Origin of the sequence: Treponema bryantii (assembly GCF_036492245.1) — a bacterium.
Taxonomy (GTDB): domain Bacteria; phylum Spirochaetota; class Spirochaetia; order Treponematales; family Treponemataceae; genus Treponema_D; species Treponema_D bryantii_C.
On record NZ_AP025286.1, the window covers coordinates 3,166,133 to 3,185,972 of the forward strand.

Annotated in this window: 15 protein-coding genes; 2 read left to right on the forward strand and 13 right to left on the reverse strand. The window is 31.7% G+C overall.

Going from position 1 to position 19,840, the window contains the following annotated elements:
• Position 1: 1 nt before the first annotated feature.
• The 11 genes from AABJ44_RS13760 to pyrF all read right to left on the reverse strand — a co-directional run bounded on the left by AABJ44_RS13760 (position 2) and on the right by pyrF (position 12,802).
• Entirely contained in the window at positions 2–799 is a 798-nt protein-coding gene (locus tag AABJ44_RS13760) for an ABC transporter permease (RefSeq protein WP_338369614.1), read from the reverse strand.
• 8 nt (positions 800–807) lie between these two features.
• Positions 808–1,725, reverse strand: a complete 918-nt coding sequence (sbnA, locus tag AABJ44_RS13765) for a 2,3-diaminopropionate biosynthesis protein SbnA (protein WP_338369615.1) — start codon at positions 1,723–1,725, stop codon at positions 808–810.
• 15 nt (positions 1,726–1,740) lie between these two features.
• Complete coding sequence (locus AABJ44_RS13770; protein ID WP_338369616.1) at positions 1,741–1,983, reverse strand: phosphopantetheine-binding protein; 243 nt, start codon at positions 1,981–1,983, stop codon at positions 1,741–1,743.
• A gap of 1 nt (position 1,984) precedes the next feature.
• Positions 1,985–2,950 (reverse strand): hypothetical protein, encoded by a 966-nt coding sequence (locus AABJ44_RS13775; RefSeq protein WP_338369617.1) that lies wholly within the window; start codon positions 2,948–2,950, stop codon positions 1,985–1,987.
• Entirely contained in the window at positions 2,938–3,981 is a 1,044-nt protein-coding gene (locus AABJ44_RS13780; protein WP_338369618.1) for a cysteine peptidase family C39 domain-containing protein, read from the reverse strand. The genes AABJ44_RS13775 and AABJ44_RS13780 overlap by 13 nt, the downstream gene beginning before the upstream one ends.
• 16 nt (positions 3,982–3,997) lie before the next feature.
• Complete coding sequence (locus AABJ44_RS13785; protein ID WP_338369619.1) at positions 3,998–4,243, reverse strand: acyl carrier protein; 246 nt, start codon at positions 4,241–4,243, stop codon at positions 3,998–4,000.
• A 4-nt stretch (positions 4,244–4,247) separates the two neighbouring features.
• Positions 4,248–5,048, reverse strand: coding sequence for an ABC transporter permease (locus tag AABJ44_RS13790; RefSeq protein WP_338369620.1), 801 nt, complete (start codon positions 5,046–5,048; stop codon positions 4,248–4,250).
• Entirely contained in the window at positions 5,045–5,989 is a 945-nt protein-coding gene (locus tag AABJ44_RS13795; protein WP_338369621.1) for a hypothetical protein, read from the reverse strand. Before AABJ44_RS13795 ends, AABJ44_RS13790 begins: the two co-directional genes overlap by 4 nt.
• A gap of 17 nt (positions 5,990–6,006) precedes the next feature.
• Positions 6,007–10,998: an amino acid adenylation domain-containing protein gene (locus AABJ44_RS13800; RefSeq protein WP_338369622.1), complete on the reverse strand. Its 4,992-nt coding sequence runs from the start codon at positions 10,996–10,998 to the stop codon at positions 6,007–6,009.
• A gap of 189 nt (positions 10,999–11,187) precedes the next feature.
• A complete protein-coding gene (locus AABJ44_RS13805; protein WP_338369623.1) occupies positions 11,188–11,490 on the reverse strand; it encodes a helix-turn-helix transcriptional regulator in 303 nt (100 codons plus the stop codon).
• 373 nt (positions 11,491–11,863) lie between these two features.
• Positions 11,864–12,802 (reverse strand): orotidine-5'-phosphate decarboxylase, encoded by a 939-nt coding sequence (gene pyrF / locus AABJ44_RS13810; protein ID WP_338369624.1) that lies wholly within the window; start codon positions 12,800–12,802, stop codon positions 11,864–11,866.
• Between the two features lie 131 nt (positions 12,803–12,933).
• On the opposite strand from pyrF, the gene AABJ44_RS13815 reads away from it, so the two are divergent.
• Both AABJ44_RS13815 and AABJ44_RS13820 read left to right on the forward strand, forming a co-directional pair.
• A complete protein-coding gene (locus AABJ44_RS13815; protein WP_338369625.1) occupies positions 12,934–14,076 on the forward strand; it encodes a DUF4932 domain-containing protein in 1,143 nt (380 codons plus the stop codon).
• A 17-nt stretch (positions 14,077–14,093) separates the two neighbouring features.
• Positions 14,094–15,734 carry a S41 family peptidase gene (locus AABJ44_RS13820; protein WP_338369626.1) on the forward strand — a complete coding sequence of 547 codons (1,641 nt, stop codon included), beginning with the start codon at positions 14,094–14,096 and terminating at the stop codon, positions 15,732–15,734.
• A 48-nt stretch (positions 15,735–15,782) separates the two neighbouring features.
• On the opposite strand, the gene ppdK is transcribed toward AABJ44_RS13820, so the two are convergent.
• Both ppdK and AABJ44_RS13830 read right to left on the reverse strand, forming a co-directional pair.
• Positions 15,783–18,473 carry a pyruvate, phosphate dikinase gene (ppdK, locus tag AABJ44_RS13825; protein ID WP_074643863.1) on the reverse strand — a complete coding sequence of 897 codons (2,691 nt, stop codon included), beginning with the start codon at positions 18,471–18,473 and terminating at the stop codon, positions 15,783–15,785.
• Positions 18,474–18,636: 163 nt separating this feature from the next.
• Positions 18,637–19,839 (reverse strand): BMP family ABC transporter substrate-binding protein, encoded by a 1,203-nt coding sequence (locus AABJ44_RS13830; RefSeq protein WP_338369627.1) that lies wholly within the window; start codon positions 19,837–19,839, stop codon positions 18,637–18,639.
• Between the last annotated feature and the right edge of the window lies 1 nt (position 19,840).

The following is a 19,840-nucleotide window of genomic DNA, read 5'->3' on the forward strand; positions in this document are numbered from 1 at the left end:
ATTAACTTGACGCACTTACATATTTTCGTAATCCAAATTTAAAAATCAAGTTTGAAATTTGATAAAATATAACCATTATTATGAAAGATAAAACAACCTTTTTTAAGGATATTGAATTTGTAATTGCTAATACAGGAAAGTTAAATGCAACAGCCAATGGAATAATGTATGTAAATATTTTTTGAACAATTAACGGATATACAGAAATTGGTTTATTTCCTATATTATATAACTGAAAAAATATTTTCATACCAACATCAATTTTAATAGACCAGAATGAAATACACATGATAGAAAAGAAAATACTATAAAGAATAATAACAGCATTTACAAAAACAATTACACTATAGATAATTCCTTTAAATGTAATGGGTATTTTATAATGGATGATACAAAATATTAGAAGAATGATTTCAATAATAAAATTCGGTAACTGTGATACAGTTGAATTTGATAATGAAATTAATAATCTATTATTTATTGGTTTTAATATAATATGATCTAATTTTCCTTCATTTATCAGTGATGGTAGTTGATACAATCCTCCGACAAACAACAATGTTATTACACAATCCAATAAAGCTGAAATTAGCACTAATATGATTGATTGTTCTTTTGTCCATCCACCAATGGTTTCAACATTTTGATATATTACAAGGAAAAACAAATAGTTACTAAGTACTATTGTTAATTCAAAAGTACCTCGCAATATAAAATCTGCTTTATACTCCATTTGTTGCATTAAGTTACTAGTAAATAATTTTACATAGATTTTGAAAAATCTATTAATATTTTTCATAAAACCACCTAATAGATAATTCCCATATAACGATCACCCTTATCTGGGAAAACAGTAACAACATTTATTGGTTTATCAAATTCTTTTCCTGCAAAATATTTTTTGATTGCAGCATATAACGAGCCAGAAGAGCCACCTGCAAGAATTAAGTCTTCTTCAATTAATTTATTGCAACACTCAATTGATTCCTTTTCATTTACTATTACTACTTCATCTATTTTTGCATATTTTAAGATATCAGGAACCTGACTCGAACCGATACCTGGGATATTTCTTTTTTTAGGTTTCTGACCAAAAATAATAGAGCCCTCAACATCTACCGCAATTATTTTAATATTTGGATTTTCATCTTTTAATCTAGTAGATATACCAGAAATTGTTCCTCCAGAACTTACTGCAATAAAAGCATAATCAATTTTATTAAGTTCATGAACAATTTCTTCTGCAACAGTATGATAATATGCATCCTTCATGTAAACGTTAGTATATTGATTAATCCAATATGAATTTTCATGCGTTGCAACATATTCTTTTACAATTTTAATTCTTTCTAATAAATAGCCACCACATTCATCCATTTTATCTGCTACAATTATATTCTTACATAGTTTAGATAATATCTTATAATTACATTCCGTTGTTTTAGGATCAATAACACAAACGAAATTCATATTTTTATTTTTTAAATAACTTGCTAAAGCAATACCAAAATTTCCTGATGATGATTCAACTATTGTAGTATCTGGTTTAATTATTTTTTCTTTCAATAATTTTTCTATAACATACGCGGCAGAACGATCCTTTATGCTTCCAGATGGATTACTTCCCTCTAGTTTTGCATAAACATTAATATTTTTATTCTGAAAACTATTTATCCTTACTAACTGTGTATTTCCTATTCTTTCATTATATGTATTAATTAACATAACCAATCCTTTCCTTTAAGCATTTTTTATTAATTCAATAAAATTTTTGATCGAAACAATCGAATCAAAATCTTTAATAATGTATTCATCAATATGAATCTTAAATTCTTCTTCAATAAAAATAAGAATTTTTGTAAAACCAAATGAATTTAAACCAAACTGGGTTAAATCCGTCTCTAGATCGACTGTCTCTAAATCGATATTCAAATCACCATTTTCTGAAATAATCTTTCTTACTTTTTCTTCTATTAAATCCATCTTATAAATCCTTTCCTATATTTTTAGCCCGTGCAGTATCATAAATGTATCTTCCAATACACATATCAAATACAGCCATTCCCATAGGATTAAACATTATCAATTTATCTGTATCTATTTTTTCAATCTCATTTTTTAGAATATATTCATCAATACTAATAGTTTTATCTTTAGTCAGATTCTTATATTTATAAAAGTTTTCTATATCAGTATTTTCTCTACATACTTCGTCCCAATCATCTACAATAATTGTTGCATTATCCAAATACTGATAAAAATCTACTGTGTAATCTCTTAATGAAACATTCATCAACAAAGCTCCCTTTTTAGGTTTTTTATTAATATATGGAGCATCTGATACAGTACAAGTAAAAACTATATCTGAATTTAAGAACGCATCTTCCCACTTACTAACTAATTTTATTTTTTTATTATTTTTTATAACTTGATCTTCAGACATATCACGTAAATCAAATACACGATATTCTGTTACACTTTCTCCTAAGATAGTTTTTAACATTTCGAAATGCGCTTTTCCGATAGGTCCCCATCCCATTATACCAATTTGTAAATTCGATAAGTTTCTATTTTTTTTATAATTTGATATGATTGAACCGGAAACAGAAGCTGTTCTTAAAATACTTAAATATGGAGAATTAATAATTGAAATTGGAACGCCTGTTTCAGTATCATTTAATACTACAACACTATTAGCTCTTCTAATATTCTTTTTAATATTATCAGGAAAACTAGCTATCCATTTAATTCCTGAAATATTAATATCACCTCCAACATAAGAAGGCATAGCAATAATTCTATTCTTTGGATTTCCAAATCGTAAATAAGGCTTTAAAGGTTGAGCAAAATCTTTCTCATTAATAAGCTTTAAACCTTTTTCTATATAACTAATAGAATCCACAAAATTTAAATTTAATTCACTTAATTCATTATCACCTAAATATAACATTCCATTACTTCCTTTACTTTATTCCAGTTTTTATAATTTTCTAATTCCAATTCTTGAATTTCAGTTAGTTTTTGTTTTAGTTTTTCTGTATATTTCCATTCTTTCATATAAAGGCTTTTTTCTAAAAGAAAACCAACATTTACCCACAAATCAGCCAAATTTGAAATATTATTTTTTAATTCCTCTACTTCTTCTTTGTCTGACTCTGAAAATGAAATATCTTGTAAGCATTTTTCCAAATATCTAATACTTGTTTTTTTCTCAAGAGAAATAGAACATAAATCTTTTATTGTGAATCCCTTTGTATCTTTTTTATTGTCCAAATAATAAAACAAATCACTAATAAAAAGATTTAATACATTCAATGTATTATTTTTTTCGTTACAAATTGTACTTAGATCATCAAAAAAAACTTTTTTGAAATCAGATTTCTCATTTTCTATTTTTACTACTTCATATGTTTTTGTATTAGAATTCATGTCCAAATGATATTTGAAACAATGTTCTAAATCAGAAAGCTTAATCTTAAAAAAAGGATTTACAGCAGCTTCGACACAGTTAAATTCTTCTTTATCAAAATCATAATCGGTTATTAAAATAGAATGAAATCCACTTTTTTTTCCATATTGTACCTTTGTTGGTGTAAACATTAAGTTATATTCACAAATTACAGGTATACCTTTATTTAATTGTTGGATAATAAAATCCTTAAAATCATTAAAATTATTATGCTCTTTATATAGAATTTTCACCCCATATAATTTAAGTAATCTATCTGGTAAATATCCAGATAGATTATTTTCTCCAGAATTAAATACTTCTTTATGAAATTTTTTATCGATTCCAAATGAAATATTTAATTCAGAATCTAAATTCTCAATTAAACCATTTTTTTCATAAAAAAAAGAATTATTTAAATATAAATAATCTAATCCATCAATTTTGTTATCAGCTAGCAATACAGCCTCAAACAGTGGATACGAACAAATTGGAAAAAATGGATATATATCATTTTTATCAATTTGAATCATATAATCCTCCTTTGCTTCAACTTTTTTTATCATTAATTTTTGAAACAGTTTCTTCAACAACATGTTTCAGACTTAATTCCTCAATAAAATCTGCAACATCTAATTCAACATCAAATTGATCATCAATTGCAGAAAGTAATAAAACTAGTTTTAATGAATTCCCCCCTAAATCATAAAAATCAGTTTCAAAATCAACATTATCAAGTTCCAGGATATCAATCCAAAGTTTTTTTATACATTCTTCAATAATCTTTTCTTCCAATACACTAACCTCCAAAAGCTGAATACTTCGCTAAGCCCTTTTTCCACATTATTCGTGAAAAAATAAATAAAATTAAAATCCATAAAAAACCAACTAAAGACTGCATTACCATTTCCTTTTGCTCATATCTACCCTGTAAAATTCCAACAGGATAAAAAGCAAGATATTGGAATGGAGAATACTGTAAAATCTTGAATATTGGCTTTGGTAAAATTGATAATGGAAAAACCTGCCCACTGACAATATTTTTAAGAATATCTAAGGTCATAAACAGGCTAGTTATACTATGCATAAAAAAAGCACACGTACTTAATGAAAATAAAATAAGAAATTGAATTAAATATCCTAGTACTAATGCAATCACAAAAAAAATAACTATTGAATAATTGAATTCCAGAGTAATGCTTGATCTAAGTATAACACCCAATACAATTAAAGGTATTATGCCAACAAATATAAAGATTACATTTTCTGGTAAAGAATAAATAAATTTGTATTTCATAAAATCGTATGGACGAACTAGAAATTGATTAATAGAACCATACTTAATACTATCTGCAACACCATGGTAGTCATAGCCTGCTTTTAGAAGATTTGAAACAATTAACATAATGAAATAATAAGTAATCATTTCATTATTCGTATAACCAAAAGCATTATATGATCTTTCTCTATACACTGTATTCCAAACTGCCATTGATGCAAGTGTTGGTATAAATGAATAAAGTAACCACATAAAACTATTCAATCTATATTCAAATCTATTTAAAACAGATACTTCAAATATTTTTAAGAATTTGCTCATATATTACTTTCCCTCTTTAGAATTTTTAGAGTTTGTAATTCAATGATTCTTAACTCTTCAAGAATAGATATGAAAATATCGCTTTCGATTTCTTTCCCAAGCATAAGTTGCATTAAACGAATATTTAATTCTTTCCATTTCCTATCTGCTTCATAAAGATAATCAACGGCTTCTAGTATCGATAAATTATTTTCATAATTTCTAAGTAGTAGGATTGCTAAAGAATAACGACAATTACCTATATTTTTGATTTTCAAAGTAAGTTTATTTAATTCTGGATTCAGATTTTCGGAAAGCATTTCTTTAATTCGACAAAGATCTGCAAATTCTTTTTGCAATCTTGCATAGTTGTCGTTTATCATTTCTTCACTATTATTGAACCCTTTACTTATAAAAGGAATAAAAGACTCATTCTTTTCTGTAAAGTCTTTTATTCCTTTTAATGTACAAATACTTTTTATTCCTTGTACTAAATTTTGATGAGAAAGATAAAACTCTTTTACTTCACTCTCAAAAGGATCAAAACATAAATATTCATTTCGCTCATCAGAAAATCCACTAATTATAAATGAATGAAGTAAATGCTCCTTTTGATATGCTTTATTCCAGGAACAATAAAATCTATCAATATTTACAATGCAATCGTTTTTTTTGTTTAACTCTTCCTTTAAGCTTTTTAAATCAGAATCAATTAATACCTTTTCTAAATATAAACCGCAAAACTCTTTGAAGAATTTATCAAAATCTTCAGATTCAATAATTTGTAAATTATCATATAAGTATTTACAATCATTCTTCAGATTAAAACCCCAATACAAACATGTAATTACAAATATATCTCTATTAAACGTTTTTTTACTTAAGAAATATAAAGCTGATTGAAAACAATCTAATCCTTCTTTATATTTTTCTAATATTTTTTTAACTTTATTTTGTTCCATTTCTATATACCGAACTTTTATATTTTTTCTTCTATTAATTTAGCCACTTCCTGTACAGAAGCTATTCCGCCATATAAATCAGAAATTTCCAAATCATAATCTAATTCATCTGATATTTCTGCACAAAGCATAACAGCAGATAAAGAATGACCTCCAATAGTAAAAAAGTTATCTGAATTAGAAAAATCATCTTTTTTCAAAACAATTTCAAAGATACCTCTAATTGTTTTTTCCATTTCTGTCATTTCTGGAATATCACATTTGGTTGTAGTCTTTTGTTGACTACTACTCATATCATAAATGGCTTTCAATTCATTAAATTTTATTTTCCCGTTTCCTGTTTTCGGAATACTATCAACGCGAATAAAACTTACTGGTAACATATAATTTGGATATTTCTTCTCGAGTATCTCTCGTAAATCCTTTGATTTATCTTCATCATGTGATGTATACAATACTGAATACTCATATGTATTGTCATTTTCATAATACACACATGCAACAGCATCAATATTTTTACACTGCTTTAATTCGGATTCTATTTCAGCCATATTTATACGATATCCACGGCATTTAATAGTTCGATCTTTTCTACCAATAAAAGTAAATTTTCCATCACCATTAATGAAAGCTACATCTCCAGGAAAATAGCATTTTTCATTATTAAGTTTTGTAGTAAATCTATTCCCTATATAACCATTGGATACACATTTACCAAATACTGCTACATTTCCTTCAACTCCAAATGGCTGCTCCTGAAGATTTTCATTCAATACTTTTATGCAGCATCCTTTAATTACTTTCTCTTCAGCAACAAGTCCTTCTTTATTTATTTGTTGAATTAAAATTGTAGAAGAAGTTTCTGTTGTTCCATATGTATTATATAATGTTGCAGTAGGGAAATATTCGTAAAAAGTCTTAACCAAATCTTTGTCCAATTTATCACTACCAGAAAAAACCATTCTCAATGAATTAAGTGATACATTTTCTCTATCAAGAGCATGTATAATTACTCTTAAAAGAGAAGGAGAAAGAGTTATATATGAAACATTATTTTGTTTCAAAGTATTGATTAATACACTTTCATTTAATACTTCTAATTTATCTAACATTACTGTAGTAACTTTAGTATATAAACCTACAAAGAATTCAAATAAATGAGTTACTAAGGTAAAAGGTCTTAGACTTCCAATAATATCATCATGCTTTAATGGATAATCTTCTATCTGAGCAAAAATTCTGTTATATACGCTATCTCTTCGTATTTCTACATACTTTTCTTTTCCGCTAGAACCAGATGTCAGAATAATGCAAGCTATATTTTCATTACTTTCCTTTGCTTTATTTGTTTTGTATACAAAATAATTATTATACTTTCCAATCCGTTCATATTGTTCATCAATAAGACTTTCTGTTGAAAAAATATAATTAATGCTTATATCATCAACAATTTCATTAATTGAATCTTTAGGCCTTGTTATATCACAAGGCAAGTATGCAACCTTATTTTGATAAAACGAATAAAGAAGTATTAAATAGTCGATATCTTTTTTTCCATAAATTATGACTCTGTCTTTACTATTTATTCCATATTTCACAAATTCTTTAGAGACATTTTTTATAGATGCATATAATTCTCCAAACGAAATAGAACTATCTAGTGTTTTATATGCTATTTTCTCTTTATTGGATTCCAAGTCATGCTCAATCCATTTTAACAGATCATTTTCGCACTGAATTTTAAAAGATTCTTCACGTCTATCCAAATCTTTGATATAAAAATAATACTTTTCATCAATAACATTTGTATCTTTTATTAAATCTTTTCCAGCATCCAAAATCTTCTTAACAATTAATTCATAACTTTTTAAATAATTAGTTATAGTTTCATCCTTGAACAAATCTGTCAAATAAGATAATTTCACAAATACCTTTCCATCTTGTTCATTACCATACATTGCCAAATCATATTTTTTATAACCAATATCTATTTCTTCAAAATTTACCGTAATGCTTGAATCAACAGGGAAATCAATTTTTGGGAAATTAATCATATCAAACATTACCTGGAATACAGGGGTATAACTCGTATTTCGTTTTATTCCCAAATCCTCTACAATCCATGGGAAAGGATATCTAGAATTATCAATTGCTGAATTTACTATAGATTTTGTTTTATGAATCAAATCATCAAGAGTATCAGTTCCGTTAATATTAAATCTTAACGGAAGCATATTTAGGAAATCTCCATATAAATTCTCAGTTTGTTCAGAATTTCTACAACCATATGGAGTTCCAATCATAACTTCATCTTGATTACTATATTTTGACAATAAAACGTAATATGCTGATAGCAAGAAAACAAACAAAGTAATGTTATTATTCTTACAGAAATCTTTTATTCTTTTTGATAAGTCTACATCAAAGGTAATTCCTTGAGATCTTCCTTTATAAGTTGGAATTTGAGGCCTTGGGAAATCATAAGAAACATCTAATACCGGCAATTCTCCTGACAAATTCTCTTTCCAGAATTTTCCTTCTTTTTCAAGTTTAACTCTTGTTATATTTTTTCTTTGCCACTCTGCATAATCATGAAATTGTAATACTTTCTTCTTTTCAATAGATATTAAATCTATCTGTCTATATACTTCTATAAACTCCTTTATAAACTGTCGCATTGCCCAAGCATCCATTATAATTTCATGCATTGTTATAACTACAGTTATCTGATTCTCAGAAAGTTTGAATATTTTTATTCTAATAACACTATCATTTTCAATATCAAATGCTTGCTGTGCATCTTTATAAGCAACATCTTTCATTTCAGATTCAGCAGATTCAAAATCAAGCTTGGATAAATCAATATATTCATAATTTGAAAAACTATATGGTTCAATAAATTGTTTTACTTCATAATCGACTTCAACAAAGCGAGTTCTCAAAACATCATTATTACATATTAAATAATTAATTGTTTTATTAATTTTTTCATAGTTTGCATTTCCAAATATATTCAGCAATCCTTGAAATGTATAAAATGGAACATTCTTTGATAATTTCCATAAGAACCATTGTCCACATTGTCCATAACTTGCAGCAAAATAATTCTCTTTATTAGAGGCTGTAATAATATTCTGATTATCTGTAGCAACACTTTTATAAACATAACTACATAATTCAATTAAATCTTTAGATGAATAGAAATCACTGAACGAAATTACAACATTCAATTCTTTTCTGATTCTAGATATTGTTTGAATTGCAGTAATTGAATTTCCTCCCAACTCAAAGAAACTGTCATTTCTGCTTATTGGAGAAACATTCAAAATATTTGACCATATTTCAGCTATTTTCTTCTCTACCTCATTACAAGGAGCTTCATAAGTTTTACATTCAACTTCACGAACAAGTTTTGGTTCTGGAAGCTTTTTTTGATCTACTTTTCCATTTGCAGAAACTGGAATTTGGGCTATACTAACAAACTGTTCAGGAACCATATAATATGGTAATTTCGTTTTTAACCATTCTTTTAGTTTTATAAAATCAATATCATCAGATACAATATATGCTACCAGTTTTTCCTGCTGCTTTGTTTTACGATCATTCTGATCATTATGTAAATAATAAACAAAATCTGATTTAAATGTATGTTTTACGACACAACAATTATTAACTTTGTCATATCCTCTGATTACTTCTTCTATTTCTTCCAACTCAATTCTATAGCCATTTAACTTTATTTGTCTGTCTACTCGTTCCCAAAAAATATAATTTCCATTCTCATAAGAAACTAAATCACCTGTTTTGTAAACTTTTGTTGTTATGCCATGAATTTTTACTTCTTTGAAAGCATCTGCGGTCTTTTCAGGATTATTTATATAACCATTTCCTAAACATATACCACTTACATATAACTCCCCTCTCTCTCCTTCTTCTGCAAAAATAACCTCATTATTTGAATCAATCTCCCTAACAACATATAAATTTGCATTTTTAATTCCTTTTCCTATAGGAACTTTCTTTTCATTATTTGAAATAGTTTTAGGAACTAAATAATGAGTAATATCATCTGAACATTCAGTCGGTCCATATGCATTTACAAGAATACCGTCATAATTCATTGAATACCAATTACAACATAAGGAAACAGGCAATGATTCTCCAGTTAGTAATATAAAACGTAATAATGATAAATTTTCATGCAGAATTGGATTATCTTTTATTTCTTGTAATAATTCTGTAAATAATGTAGGTACAAATTCAACGATATTTATTTTATTATTCTTTATATAATTTAATAAAAAACTTATATCTTTTGCATTATCACTTTTTATAATATGAACTTCTCCACCAACAAGCAAAACAGACAAAAATTGCCATACAGAAATATCAAAAGATTGCGGTGCAGTTTCTAATAAAATAGTGTCTTTCGAAATATTTAATATTTCAATTTTATTTCGAAGATGATTCATCATACCAATATGATTAACAATTGCCCCTTTAGGCTTTCCTGTTGTTCCTGATGTAAAAATTATGTACGCTTCATTTTCACAATATTGATTCAAATTAAACTTTTGTGGTTTTTGAAAGTTCTCTATACATAACTTTTTCACACAGTCAATTTCTTTAAGTTTTTCACAATATTCTTTATTTGTTATAAATATCTTTACATCAGCATCTTCAATCATTTGCAATTTTCGATCATTCGGTGCATTAGGATCGATAGGTATATAAATTCCACCAACCTTAAAAATTGCAATAATTGTAGCTAAGTACATTACAGATCGATCCATACAAACCGCAATTTTATTATTCTCCATTTCTTTGCTTACATAATAAGCAATTGAATCAGAAATTGAATTTAGTTCTGCATACGATACATAACTAGACTCATCTCTCGCAGCAATTTTATCTGGATACATTTGTACAATTTTTGTGAAAACATCAATAAATTTATCTTGCTCTGTAAAACCACAACTTGCCAATTCTACATCTACTTTTTTAACCATTTTAAAATAATTCCCCTTATAAGATTCTTTATTACATATATACATTTAGAAGAGCTTCTTATCATAAACCTCTTCAAAATTGATGGAATGCAAAAAAAGTTTATTGATTTATTTATTGGAATAAAACATCGTATTACAAGTAGTTTTCAAAGTAAGACAACATAATATGTATTTTAAAACATCATTTTATTAACTATATTCATTAAACAAACGCAGAATTTCGTTTTTTAGCCTTGAAATATTTTTATTAAGTATTTTAACTTCTTGAAGATTATTATATGGATTCTCTAAGAAAAGTTGATAAGGAAACAAATTTGTTGCATTACATATTTTATCTATTACTTCAACAGAAGGAAAATATTTTCCATTTTCCAATGCATTGTAATAATTTGTTGAAACATCAATTAATTCAGCAAATTGAGATTGGGTTAATTCAAGTTGATTACGGTAGTATCTAAGATTATTAATCAATACTTTTTGTGTATGATTCAATTAACAACTCCTATTATTAATCTTACTTAAATAACTCCTCTCTTTATTGATAAAAAATCTTTTTATTTATATTTATATATAGATTAAACATCAATTAGTAAAACGTTTTCTTATGACACATGTCATATCTTTTTTCAAAATTTTATGACAAATATCATAATATATATACTAATTATGACTAAAGTCACAACCTATTTTTTTATACATGTATATAGCAAAAAAAAGTCTGCCCATAACTAATGGACAGACTTTTGATTAGCGAATTAAAAGAAACAATAATAACTTGCTGAATATAAAGAACTCGACCGCACTGGATTTCTGTCTATTTATTCCGGCTACGAATTAATTTATGAGCCGGAATTGATAGACACACCTACAAACTAGCCTTAGCCCCAAGCAGATCATTTTTACTGAAGAGACTTGCTCGAGCGGCAGCCGCGGCGATGTCTTCCAGTTTTAGAGTTCCGCTGTCGCGTGCGCCAGCAAGCTCGGAGTCTTTTTTCCAGGCACAGAGGATTCCGCGGCTTGAATTAACAGCACCGCCGGCATTGTCCAGAAGTGTAGCTGCGATTCTTGCAGCACCGCCCTGTGCACCGTAACCAGGAATTAAAAAGAAAGTTTCTTTATATTTATCGCGAAGCCAGCGGGCATCTGCTTCCTGAGTAGCACCTACAACAGCTCCAAAAATTCCACAGGTCTGATTATTATAATCTGCACATGAATAACGCCATTCTTCGCCGATACGTGCAATTTCATCACCTACACGCTCAAGTAAAAGTCCACCCTCTTCAAGTTTCTGATGTTCAATATCTGTCATTCCAGGGTTACTTGTACAAAGCAGGACAAAAGCTCCCTTACCCCCCTGTTCTGGCAGACTATATTTTGTAAATGGCTGAAGGGTATCAAATCCCATATAAGGATTTATTGTAATGATATCTGTTTCAAAATCACCGGTAAAATGAGCACGAGCATAAGCATCTGAAGTTGCTCCTATATCGCCGCGCTTAATGTCAGAGATTGCGATAAGTCCGCTTTTACGAACATATTTCAAGGTTTCTGAATAAACCTTCATACCCTCAAGTCCCATTGCCTCATAATAAGCAATCTGAACCTTAAAACAGCAGGCAGATTTATCAGCAACTACGCGGTCAATAATAGCCTTGTTGTAGGCAAGAACTGCTGCAGGGGCACTCTCATACTGAGCACGAATATTTTCTGGAATATAAGAAGGATCTGTATCCAGACCAACGCAAAGCGGTCCATTTTTCAAAGAAAGCTCCTGGAGGAGCTGCATGTTATGTTTGTTACTCATGTGGAAAATATACCCCGAAAACGCCCTAATTTCAATGTGACATTTGTCATAATTTTTTATATTTTCATTCAACCAAAAATGTATTTTTTTCGACTATTATTATATAATTATAGAAAAATAGGAGAAAAAATATGAAAAAATTATTACACGTAACCTTTACCAGCCTTGCTTTACTTACTATAGTTACTGCATTTACCTTGTTTACGTCCTGTTCAAAAAAATCTGAACTATCTCCTGTAAACATTAATCCTGTCGTATATCAAAACGATAATGTTACAATCAAAGTAGATCCCAAACTGGAACTGCTTATGATAGCCCTTCGACTTGCAGAAATTGAACCTTTTTCATTCAACTATTACGGTCAGGACTATTCTCAATTTGTAGATGGAGTAGACAATTTATTTGCAAAACAGAAAGAACATCCTTTTGTAAAAGATCTGAAAAGCAGATATAAAAATTATAAAGACAGCTACCGTGATATTGTTGCAATCACACAGTATATATCTGATGACATGACGCAAATGACAATCAAGCAGAAAGAAATGCCAAAAGAACTAAAAACATTCTGGAAAGGCGTTAATTTTAAAACTTTTATAGCCCAGTTCAATGATTTTGCTAATGTTTCAAACTTTGCCAGAATCTGGATTTTATATGAGCCACACCTTAAACGGCAGGCAATTGCCGAACAAGAGTTTATGACTTATAACAAATCAATTACAGACTGGATTTCTGAATACTTCTTTGCTCCAGATTCTAAACCTGAATACGAAATATTCAGTACAACTCTAACTGCTTCGTATAATTTTTCTTTAGCCCCAACAAGTAAAGATGGTAAAACAAAAATTAAAGAAATTCGCGGCGCATATTGGACAAAAGACATAGAATGGAATAATTTCCAGATTGCTTTGCATATTAGTGGAGGTTATATTTATTCCTTACTAGAAAAACATTGGGATATTCTTTCAGAAGATATTATCAGAATCACCAAAAAAATTTATGAAGATAATCAGATTACAGAAAAAGTAACTGACTATATTTCTTTAAGTACTGCCGTAAATCTTTTAGCAATAGTATTTTCTTTAGATTATGATATAGCAAAAAATAACGAAGAAATAAGTACCGCATTTAGAAATGGTATAACTACAAATTTCCTTTTTACAGATGTTGATAAACTTCTTTCAATTTCAGAAGCTTACAAATCAAACCGAAAAGCTTATCCTGATTTCGAAACTTTTGTTGTCGAATATCTTCCTGGAGCACTCAAAGAACTGTAATAAAAGGAAATAGCAACATGAAAAAACGACACTTATTCTGGATTATTCCCTGCGGAATTATTCTACTCGCTTTTCTGGTAGCTTTAATTGGACATATTGCAAGCCCAGTACCATCAAAAAAGTATGTAGCAAAATATAAAGAACGAAAAACTATAACAGAAAAAGAACTAGAAGAAGACCTTGAATATCTAAAGTATTATTTCACCTACTCTTACTGCGGTTATGCAGAACTAGTAGAAGCAGGTTTTGATATTGATGCTTTAATTGCTGATATTAAAAAAGACTGCGATAAAAATAAGCACGGTTCTACCTATGATGCAAGTGATGTCCGGGCAAATATTGCAAAACGCGTTCTTCAGCATCATTGTATTGATGATAATCATTTTGCTGTATGCGGTGAATCAAAGCTTCCAAACTCGCTGTATTTTACAGATATTTACGTTAAGCCGCTTGATACCGGAGATGAGAAAAAATATATTGTTGTCAAAAATGAGCGTGACCCGTTCCCGGAAAAGGTTCTGAAAAGAATGAATAAATATGTTCCAGCTGATATTCAACCCGGACAGTTCTACACAGGACCTGAATCTATGCTCTATGAATGGTTTGATGGAAAAGAAAAGATTTATAGAGTTGGTACTCTCTCTCGTCAGAATGTAAATAACATTCAGATTATGATAGACAGAAAACGTGTCACTGCACCTGTAGTTTCAAATAACAGCCTGGAACGAGCCGGTAAAATGCAGGGTATGAGAGAGACAAATGATACTCTGTATATTTCTCTTGTGGACTTTATGTTCGGGCAAAGTTCAAAAGTAATAAATGAAAAAGAATTTGATATTCTCTGTGAAAATACACGTATAAAGAGTCGAGGTAAAAAGCAGATTATAATTGACCTGCGAAGTAATCCCGGTGGATACGGTTACAGAGCTGCAATGCTTTATTCATATCTTTTTTATAATCAGCATGAAGAGATTCCTCATAATTTGATTGAATATATTTGCCAGATTACAGAAGATGGTGAATATATTTCTATGTGTCCAACTTATGGAAAAGGTTTTATTTATTCGAAAGTAAAAGCTTTACTAGGCAAAATTAAGGCTCTTAAATTTCAGAAAAAATCGAAGCTCACCAAAACCTACTTTGAACGCTATAATGAAAAGATTGAAAAAAGATTCCAACATCAGTTTTTAAAGGCCTCTGTTAAAGAATTATTTATTCCATACAGCAAAGCAATAAAACTTGATATGCCAGATCCTGTAATAACAGAATTACCCGCTCCAGATTTCTCTGGTGATATTTATGTTCTGACTGATAAATATTCAGCATCATGCTCTGAATATTCAATTGCTACATTACGCAATCTTGCAGCAAATTCAAAAGTTACAATTCATCATATTGGAGAAAATACGAGAGGTGCAGTATTTTTTATTGATGTAAACTCTTTTATTATGCCAAATTCAGGCGCATGGATATCTCTTCCAACAGGCCGCGTTTATTCCGATGCCTTTGACCATCCAACCTTCCACGGCGAAGGCTACGGCTGGTTCCCGGAATACTGGGTAACTCATTACAATCTGCTGAATACACTTTGTAATCTGATTGATGACCCGGAACTTGAAACCGCACTCCAGGGTCTGGAAAAGTGGCAATTACAATAAAAAAAAAGCTGCTCTTACGAGCAGCCTTTTTTAGTTTTGTATCAAAACTTATTTCTTAGCCTTGATAACAGCCTGAGCACCAGCAAGACGAGCGAGTGGTACGCGGAATGGTGAACAAGATACATAGTTCAAACCAAGCTTGTAGCAGAGTGCAATAGAAGCTGGGTCTCCACCATGCTCACCACAGATACCAAGGTGGAGGTTCTTCTTAACTGAACGTCCCTTAGCTTCTGCGATTTCCATAAGAGCACCTGGACCATCTGGATCAAGTGTAGCAAATGGATCGTCTTCGAGGATTCTCTGATCGAGGTAAGATTCGATGAACTTACCATAGTCATCACGGCTGAAACCGAATGTTGTCTGAGAAAGGTCGTTTGTACCGAATGAGAAGAAGTCAGCGAACTGAGCAACCTTGTCAGCGATAAGAGCAGTTCTTGGGAACTCAACCATAGAACCGATAGCAAACTTGAGGTTTGTACCACATTCTTTGTTTACGTTAGCAATTACAGCTTCTGCCTGACCGCGGATCTGTTCAACTTCACGGTAAGAAACAACGTTAGGAATCATGATCTGTACTTCGTGAGCAACGCCTTCTTTGTCGAGCTTAGCTGTAGCGCGAGCGATTGCTTCAACCTGCATTTCATAGATTTCTGGATATGTAATAGCAAGACGACATCCGCGGTGTCCGAGCATTGGGTTGTGTTCGTCGAGAGCAGCAACTTTTGCAGCAAGAACAGCTGGCTTAATGTCGAGTTTTTCAGCGAGAGCCTTGAGCTGATCCTTAGATTCAGCCTGGATGAACTCGTTGAGAGGTGGGTCAAGGAGACGAATTGTTACTGGGTAACCCTTCATAGCCTTGATGATTTCGTAGAAGTCTTTCTGCTGATATGGAAGGATCTTAGCAAGGTTAGCCTTGCGAGCTTCTGTATCTTCAGAAACGATCATCTTCTGGAATGCAGTAAGTTTTGGTTCGTCGAAGAACATGTGTTCTGTACGGCAGAGACCAATACCCTTTGCTCCGAAGCGGAATGCATCTTCAGCATTCTTTGGTGTATCACCGTTAGCGAATACATCGAATCCCTTAACCTTCTGTCCAGAAGCAGTTGTGCGTGAAGACTTAGCGCGAACTTCGTCTGCCCAACCAAGGAATGTTTCGAGGTCGCCAGAGATAGTAGCAGGTTTTACAGCAACCTGTCCTTCATATACTTTACCTGTAGCACCGTCGATTGTGAGGAAGTCACCCTTCTTGTATGACTTGCCCTTTACAACGATTGTATTTGCATCTTTGAATGTAACGTCTGCACAACCACAAACACAAGGAGTTCCCATACCACGAGCAACTACGGCAGCGTGTGATGTACGTCCACCAGTTGATGTAAGGATACCCTGTGCAACAGCCATACCGGCGATATCATCAGGAGATGTTTCTTTACGTACGAGAAGTACTTTCTTTCCTTCTTTTGCCCAAGCTTCTGCTTCGTCAGCTGTGAATACAATCTGACCACATCCAGCTCCAGGTGATGCGTTAAGACCAGCAGCGATTTCTGTAGCCTTCTTTACAGCTTCCTTGTCCAACTGTGGGAGGAGGAGCTGGTTGAGCTGCTCTGGTTCTACGCGGAGGAGAGCCTGCTCTTTTGTGATGAGCTTTTCAGCTACCATGTCTACAGCCATCTTTACAGCAGCTGCACCAGTTCTCTTACCATTGCGGCACTGGAGCATATAGAGTTTACCTTCTTCAACTGTGAACTCCATATCCTGCATATCGTGATAGTGCTTTTCGAGACGAGCACGGATCTTGCAGAGCTGGTCATAAACTTTTGGATTTTCTTTTTCGAGCTGTGAAAGCTTCTGTGGAGTACGGATACCTGCAACAACGTCTTCACCCTGAGCGTTCATAAGGTATTCACCCATGAATACGTTCTCACCAGTTGAAGGGTCGCGAGAGAAACATACACCAGTTCCAGAAGTGTTACCCTTGTTACCGAATACCATTGCCATTACAGAAACGGCTGTACCCTTAAGAGCACCTTCCTTAATGTTGTTGAGCTTGCGGTACTTAATAGCACGTGGGTTCATCCAAGAACCGAATACAGCTCCGATAGCTCCCCACATCTGTACTTTAGCATCCTGAGGGAAGTCTTCTCCCTTTTCCTTTTTGTACATTTTCTTGTACTTTTCAACAATCAATTTGAGTTCATCAACGTTCAACTCTGGGTCATCTTTAATACCACGGATAGCTTTTACTTCGTCAATGATAGCTTCGAATTTATCATGATCTACGCCCATAGCAACGTCACCGTACATCTGAATAAAGCGGCGGTAAGCGTCCCAAGCGAATCTTTCGTTTCCTGTTTTTGCAGCAAGACCAAGAACAGCCTTGTCGTTAAGACCGAGGTTAAGGATTGTATCCATCATACCTGGCATAGAAATAGCAGCACCTGAACGTACTGATACGAGAAGAGGATCCTTCTCATCACCAAGCTTTTTGCCCATAGCAGCTTCAAGCTTTGCAAGATAAACATCAACTTCTTTTGCCAATCCAGCTGGGTACTTGCGACCGAGCTTGTAGAATTCCTGACAAACATCTGTTGTGATTGTGAATCCAGGTGGAACTGGAAGACTTAAAGGTTTCTTTGCCATCTGAGCAAGGTTTGCACCTTTACCACCGAGTTCAGCGCGCATTGACTCATCGCCGTCAGCGTCGCCGTTACCAAAAAAGTAAACATACTTTGTTGCCATTGATTTTACTCCATATCAATAAAAAGATTTTCAATGTTAATGTAAACATTTTATAGATAAAAATGATTACAGTCAATGATGTAGACTACTATGTCAAGAGGTTTAACGAAAAAAATCCCGTACTAAGTTCAGTATGACAATGGTTTCAATACGATACTTCGAATCACTCAACCACCGTAATAACATCTTTCAAAATATAGTTGAATGATGGAGCAGACTGCATTGCATTTTCTATATAAGGAATATTGAGATTGTAAGTATCTGATTCATCAAAAGGATTTATTCCGACATAATCTCCCTGAAAAACTAAAATTCCTTTTGTCTTAAACTGTTTGATTTTTGCATCGATTTCTTCTTTTGTTCCGTCTGCTGCAATCAACTTGTTCAAGCCAATCATTTCGCACCAGTCGTTTTCAAATCCTGCTGCAGCATCATTTCCAAAGACATCAGCCTTTACCATCGATTCAATTTTCTTTCCTTTAATTACAGCTTCTGTTGCAGAAATAAAATAAGGAGTCCAGTTAATTCTTGTAGAAATAAGAGAAGTAGTTGGGGCAACATCTGTCATTGTCTGATTATATCCTACATGATAAACAAGTTTTCCATCACGGGTACTTGCCGTCTCACAAGCTATAGCCGGTCCTGTAGTATCAGAATGCTGAGCAATAATTACACAGCCTTCATTTATCAGCCTTTCAGCTAACTTCCGTTCGGTAGTTGTATTTCCCCAGGTATTTGTATAACTCACAGACATTACAGCTTCCTTCACAACGCTGCGAACACCAAGGAAAAATGCCGTATAACCAGAAATTACTTCGGCAAAAGGAAAGGCTGCAACATAACCGATTTTCACCTGATCAGGAGTAATTCTTCCCTGCTCAATCAAGTCCTTTAATTTCATTCCTGTTACAATTCCAGAGATATATCGTCCCTGATATATTGTCCCCATAAAGTTATGATAATTCTGAAGCACAGGTTCTTCATTTGCATTTGAGCAGGTTGCCTGACAGAACTGTACCTTTGGGAATTCTCCGGCAAGTTTTTTCATTACATCGCCATAACCATAACTTGTTCCAAAAATTAAATCACAACCATTTGAAATAAGATCGCGGATAGCCGGCTCACAATTTTCTTCTGGAATATTATATTTTGAAATTGTTGTAATGTTTTGAGGGAACGCTTTTTCGAGCTCAAGCTGAGAACGCACAAAATTATTTGTGTAAGGAGTACTACTGTCTCCAATATAAACAAAACCAACCTTTATATTTTTCTGTGTGTAATCTGTGTACAGAAAACGCATTCCTATTCTAAGAATACATACAGTAATAACAGCAGTAATTGCAGTAATCAGATATTTCTTTTTCATA